We start from the raw sequence: 5,007 nt of genomic DNA, 5'->3' as shown, positions 1-5,007 counted from the left end.
GCCCTCGGTCCCGGCCGCGCCCGCCACCCCGGCCGCTCCGGCCGCAGGCGACAAGCCCGCCGAAACGCCGGCGAAGTAAGCGACCGCAAACGGAAAGGCCGGCGCATGCCGGCCTTTTTCATGGGCGGCGCGTGAACGCCCGGATATCCTGTCATCTGCGGCCCGTAGCATGCGCCGTCGCCGCGCCGGCAGCGGGTAGGGTATCGTTGCCTGCGCATCCGGTTTCCGTTCCTCGACCTCCGCCATGGCCACATCCAAACGCTCCCCCCGAACGCAATCCGCCGCCGATCCGCAGCGGGGCTCGCCGCAGGCCATGCTGGCGCGCATCCAGAGCCTGTTGCCGTCGATGGGCGCGGCCTCGCAGCGCATCGGCGAATTCGTCATACGCCATCCTGCGGACGTGGTGCACATGTCGGTCAGTGAAGTCGCGGAACGCACCCAATGCAGCGAAGGCAGCGTGGTGGGCTTTTGCAAACTGCTGGGCGCCACGGGCTTTCAACAGCTGAAGATCGCGCTGGCGCAGCAGATCGTGCAGCCCGTGCAGTACATCCACGAAGACCTGGCCGCCAAGGACACGCCCGAGCAGGTGGTCAGCAAGATCTTCCACAGCAACATCCAGACCCTGCAGGACACCGAATCGGTGCTGGACGTGGCCGCGTTGAAGGCGGCGGTGGACCTGATCCGCCGCGCCCGCCGCGTGGAAATCTACGGCATCGGCAGCTCGGCCGTGATTGCACACGACGCGCACTACCGCATGTTGCGCATCGGCTTGCATGCCACGGCTGTGACCGATTCCCACGTGCAGGCGATCAGCGCATCGCTGACCGGGCCGGACGTCGCCGTGCTGACCATTTCGCATTCCGGCAGCACGCACGAAACCGTATTGGCGACGCGGCTGGCGAAGGAAGCGGGCGCGCGCACCATCTGCATCACCAATTTCGGCAAATCGCCGATCCAGGAACATGCGGACGTGGTGCTGCACACCATGTCGCGCGAGACCCGTTTCCGCACCGAGGCGATGACCAGCCGGCTGGCCCAGCTGGCCATCATCGACACCCTCATCGCCTGCCTGGCCTTGTCCGACTATGACAAAGCCGTTTCCACGCTGCGCAGCACCTTCGACGTGCTGTCGAACAAGCGCTACTGATCGCCTTCGATGCCCGTCGGCAGCGCATGCCTGCGCGGACTTGCGCTATCCAGCAGCCCGGCCACGTCCGGCGCATCCGCGTAAGGCGCATTCCCAACCAGCAGATAACCCAGGCCCAGGCGCACCGCGCCCAGGCCATCCGTGCGCACGTTGTCGCCGATGACCGTGGTGTCCGCGGGCGTCAGGCCCAGCCGGCGCAATCCTTCCTCCAGCAGCATGGCTTCGGGCTTGCCGAGTATGCGCGGGCGCACGCCGGGCGCGCAGGCCAGCACCGACTGCAGCAGCGCGCCCGTCTCCGGGATGATGGTTCCTTGCGGGCCGGGGTGGGTGAGATCGCCGTTGCTGACCATCAATATCGCGCCTCGGGCGAGTTCCCTTGCCAGCATCTGCAGCGTCCCATAGCCGAAGGCGAGATCGCGCGCCAACAGCACGATGTCCGCGTCGCGCTCCACCAGCGCCAGCCCAAGGCCTGCGGCGCAGGCCCGCAGCGCATCCGAGGCGCAGAGCAGCAGCTTGGCGCGCGGGTGCTGGCGGGCGATATGGCGCAAAGCCTGCTCGCCGGCCAGGACCAGCGTGTCGGCCTCTACCGGCAAGCCCATTGCCCGTAAGCGTGGCGCCAGGCCCATCGCGGTATCGGTGGAATTGTTGGACACGATGACGTAGCGCCCCGCCCAGCGGGTCAGCAGTTCGCTGGCGCCGGGTATTACTTCATGCCCGCGTATCAAGGTCCCGTCCAGGTCCAGGATCAGGCCGCGCGAGCGGACGGTCCAGGGCGGTTCGGCCGTCGGGGCTTGGGCGGATGCGGAGAGGGGAGTGCAGGCAATACGGGTCATGGATCGGCGTATAGGCGTCGAGGCGCGTGCATGGTTGAAGGAGTGGGCGCCCGCTTCGATTCGAGATGCCCGGCGGCTCAGATTCTATCTGAACAAAATTCAAAAATTCATTTTTTTGATTTGAGCAATTTTCATTTGCCTGTCATGTGCGGTGACTAATCTGCGTTCCGGAATCAGGGCCGAACACGTTGCGCCCCGATGGCAACCTCATCAGACTAGGAACAATGAAATGAAAATCCGCACCTGCGCGTCTGTCCTGGCGCTCGTTTCCCTGCTGGCCGCCGCGCCTCTCGCGCAAGCCCAAGCCTTGGCCGACGGTTCGCAGCAACGTCCGCTGCGCGTGCTGCTCATCCCCGCCGACGGCGGCACCGAGTCGGGCACCAAGGCCGACTACGCCCCGATCTTCAACGCGATCACGCGCAGCACCGGCCTGCATTTCCAGCTGACGGTGGGCCAGTCCTATGGCGCCGTGGTCGAAGGCATGTGCAACCAGCTGGCCGAGGTTGCATTCCTGGGGCCCGTCTCCTACGTGCAGGCGCATGAGCGCCAATGTGCGCAGTTGCTCGCCGTGGGCGTGCAGAAGGGCGAGTCCGCCTACTACGCGGCGATGTTCGCCAAGGCCGATTCGCCCATCAATACGCTCGCCGACCTGAAGGGCAAGCGCGCCGCGTTCGGCGATGTGAACTCGGCCTCCAGCTTTACCTTCCAGGTGGCGTCCATGATCAAGGACGGCATGGACCCGGCCAAGGACCTGGCGGCGCTGCAGCTGACTGGCAGCCACGCCAGCAGCCTGGCGGCGCTGGTGCAGGGCCAGGTCGACGCGGCCGCGCTGTCGTTCGATTCCTTCGACAAGGCGGTACGCCAGGGCGCGGTGGATCCGAAGTCCGTGAAGGTGATCTTCAAGAGCGAGCCCATCCCGTATCCGCCGCTGGCAATGAACACCAAGCTGCCCGAGACGCTGAAGGCCACGCTCAAGCAGGCTTTTGCCACGGTGCACCAGGCGCCCGGCGTGACGCCGGACATGGTGCGCGGCTACGGCGGCGCCAAGCTGGATCGTTTCGATACCGAGTTTTCCGAGGCGCAGTTCGCCGGCCCGGCTTCGAAGATGGCCTTGCTGACCGATGAGATCAAGGGCGAAATCCTGCAGAAGGCGGCCCAGCGGTGATCGCCGGAGCAAGCGGAATGGGCATGCTGCGCTACGAAGCCGTGGGCATGCGTTACGCCGACGGGACCACGGCGCTGAACTCGGTTTCGCTGCAGGTGCCGCGCGGCCAGTTCTGCGTGATCCTGGGAGCCTCGGGCGCAGGCAAGTCGACCTTGCTGCGCATGGCCAACGGATTGACCACGCCGACCCAGGGCGAAGTTTGGGTCGACGGCGCGCAGGTGCAGCCATCGACGTTGGCGGCCGTGCGGCCCCGGATCGGCATGGTGCATCAACACTTCAACCTGGTGTCGCGCGCCACGGTGGCGACCAACGTGCTGTCGGGCGCTTTGCCCAGCCTGCCGGCATGGCGCACCTATCTGATGCGTTTTCCAGCGGAACTGCGCGAGCGCGCCTGCCATCTGGTGCGTGAAGTCGGCCTGCAGCCCGAGCATCTGCAGCGCCGCGTGAGCGAATTGTCGGGCGGCCAGCAGCAACGCGTGGGCATCGCCCGCGCCTTCATGCTGGCGCCCGCCTTGCTGCTGGCCGACGAACCGGTGGCCAGCCTGGACCCGCGCATCAGCCGCGACATCCTGCAGCTGTTGCGCAATCAGGCCCGGGAACGCGGCGCCACCGTGCTGTGCAGCCTGCACCAGGTCGACCTGGCGCGGGAATTCGCCGACCGCATCGTCGCCTTGCGCCATGGCGTCATGGTGTTCGACGGGCCGGCCGGCGCGTTCGATGAGGCCACCGCGCGCGCGCTGTATCAGGCCCCGCAGCCGGAGAGCGGCATGGCCGAGCCCGATCTCGCGGGCCGCGGCGGTATTGGGTCGCGCATGGCAATGCCGATCCGGCCGGCGGTCTTGTCCGCGGGAGGCGCGCAATGAACACGCACGCATTCAAGACGCCGGTGGACAACACGGCCTGGCGCCTGGATCCGCCCTACGGCGCCCGCGCGCTGCTGATCGTGATCGCCGCGCTGATGCTGTTTCTCTACACCGGCCAGCGGGTCGAGATGGGCCGCATGGCGGCGCTGACCCTGGACGGCGCGTTGGCCGCGGTCGGCCTGAAGGAGCAGTCCCAGGTCACGTCCGGCCTGGGCGCCCTGGCCGACAGCCTGTTCCCGCTGCAAATCTCGTATCGCACCGAGACTTCGCGCATCGAGGGCTTCGATCCGGACCAGCTGCCGTGGCTGGCGCGCGTGGAAACGTTGCAGGTGACCGAAAGCCGGCTCAATCCGCACACGCTGAAGATGGAAGACGAGGTATCCACGCAGACCTACCTGGTCGAGCCGCTGGGTTATCTGTGGCGGGTGGCGGTCAAGATGGTGGAGACCTTCGAGATCGCGATCTGGGCGACCCTGCTGGCCGTGTTGGGCAGCGTGCCGCTGGCCTATTGCAGCGCCAGCAACTACGCACCCAACCGGCTGCTGTACGTGGCGGCGCGGGCGACCGTCAGTATGTTCCGCGCCATGCCGGAACTGATCTGCGCGCTGTTCCTGGTGCTGGCCTACGGCTTCGGCCCGATTGCCGGGGTGCTGGCGCTGGCCATCCATTCGATGGGCTTCCTGGGCAAGTTCTACGCCGAGGATATCGAGACGGCCGACACCAAGCCGCAAGAGGCGCTGGCGGCGATCGGCGCCAGCAAGCCGCGCGTGCTGGCCTACGCCGTACTGCCGCAGGTCATGCCCAAGTTCACCGGCTACACCCTGTACATCCTGGACCGCAACGTGCGCATGGCCACGGTGGTGGGCCTGGTGGGCGCGGGCGGCATCGGGCAGGAACTGAAAGGCCGCTACGACATGTACCAGTACGCCCACGTCGGGACCATTCTCGTCGTGATCTTTATCACCGTGTTCTTGCTGGACCAGGTCGCCGCCCGGTTGC

6 protein-coding genes are annotated in these 5,007 nt (G+C 66.8%); 4 read left to right on the top strand and 2 right to left on the bottom strand.

Annotated features, from left to right (window positions below):
• Window positions 1-246, bottom strand: a 246-nt coding sequence (locus VIR09_RS09930) for a hypothetical protein (protein WP_332012707.1), incomplete at its 3' end; no start/stop codon positions are given.
• Between VIR09_RS09930 and VIR09_RS09925 the strand changes: the two genes are divergently transcribed.
• Window positions 245-1,147: a MurR/RpiR family transcriptional regulator gene (locus tag VIR09_RS09925; RefSeq protein ID WP_414639412.1), complete on the top strand. Its 903-nt coding sequence runs from the start codon at window positions 245-247 to the stop codon at window positions 1,145-1,147. The two genes, VIR09_RS09930 and VIR09_RS09925, sit on opposite strands and share 2 nt — an antisense overlap.
• Here the strand turns inward: VIR09_RS09925 and VIR09_RS09920 are convergent.
• Entirely contained in the window at window positions 1,141-1,980 is an 840-nt protein-coding gene (locus tag VIR09_RS09920) for an HAD-IIA family hydrolase (protein ID WP_332012706.1), read from the bottom strand. The two genes, VIR09_RS09925 and VIR09_RS09920, sit on opposite strands and share 7 nt — an antisense overlap.
• A gap of 229 nt (window positions 1,981-2,209) precedes the next feature.
• On the opposite strand from VIR09_RS09920, the gene VIR09_RS09915 reads away from it, so the two are divergent.
• From VIR09_RS09915 to phnE, 3 genes are all read left to right on the top strand, one after another.
• Window positions 2,210-3,145 (top strand): phosphate/phosphite/phosphonate ABC transporter substrate-binding protein, encoded by a 936-nt coding sequence (locus tag VIR09_RS09915; RefSeq protein ID WP_332012705.1) that lies wholly within the window; start codon window positions 2,210-2,212, stop codon window positions 3,143-3,145.
• Window positions 3,146-3,168: 23 nt separating this feature from the next.
• Complete coding sequence (locus VIR09_RS09910) at window positions 3,169-4,008, top strand: phosphonate ABC transporter ATP-binding protein (RefSeq protein WP_332012704.1); 840 nt, start codon at window positions 3,169-3,171, stop codon at window positions 4,006-4,008.
• Window positions 4,005-5,007, top strand: a 1,003-nt coding sequence (phnE, locus tag VIR09_RS09905; protein ID WP_332012703.1) for a phosphonate ABC transporter, permease protein PhnE, incomplete at its 3' end; no start/stop codon positions are given. The genes VIR09_RS09910 and phnE, both read left to right, overlap by 4 nt.

The sequence above is a fragment of the Achromobacter sp. genome, assembly GCF_036567245.1.
Taxonomy (GTDB): Bacteria; Pseudomonadota; Gammaproteobacteria; order Burkholderiales; family Burkholderiaceae_B; genus Achromobacter.
Note: the sequence above shows the minus strand (reverse complement) of the source record. Positions and strands in the feature narration are given on the sequence as shown.

Bases quoted from the DNA above. Each gene is read 5' to 3' on its own strand.
- VIR09_RS09920 (WP_332012706.1), bottom strand. From the start codon at position 1,980: ATGACCCGTATTGCCTGCACTCCCCTCTCCGCATCCGCCCAAGCCCCG.
- VIR09_RS09915 (WP_332012705.1), top strand. From the start codon at position 2,210: ATGAAAATCCGCACCTGCGCGTCTGTCCTGGCGCTCGTTTCCCTGCTG.
- VIR09_RS09910 (WP_332012704.1), top strand. From the start codon at position 3,169: ATGCTGCGCTACGAAGCCGTGGGCATGCGTTACGCCGACGGGACCACG.
- VIR09_RS09925 (WP_414639412.1), top strand. From the start codon at position 245: ATGGCCACATCCAAACGCTCCCCCCGAACGCAATCCGCCGCCGATCCG.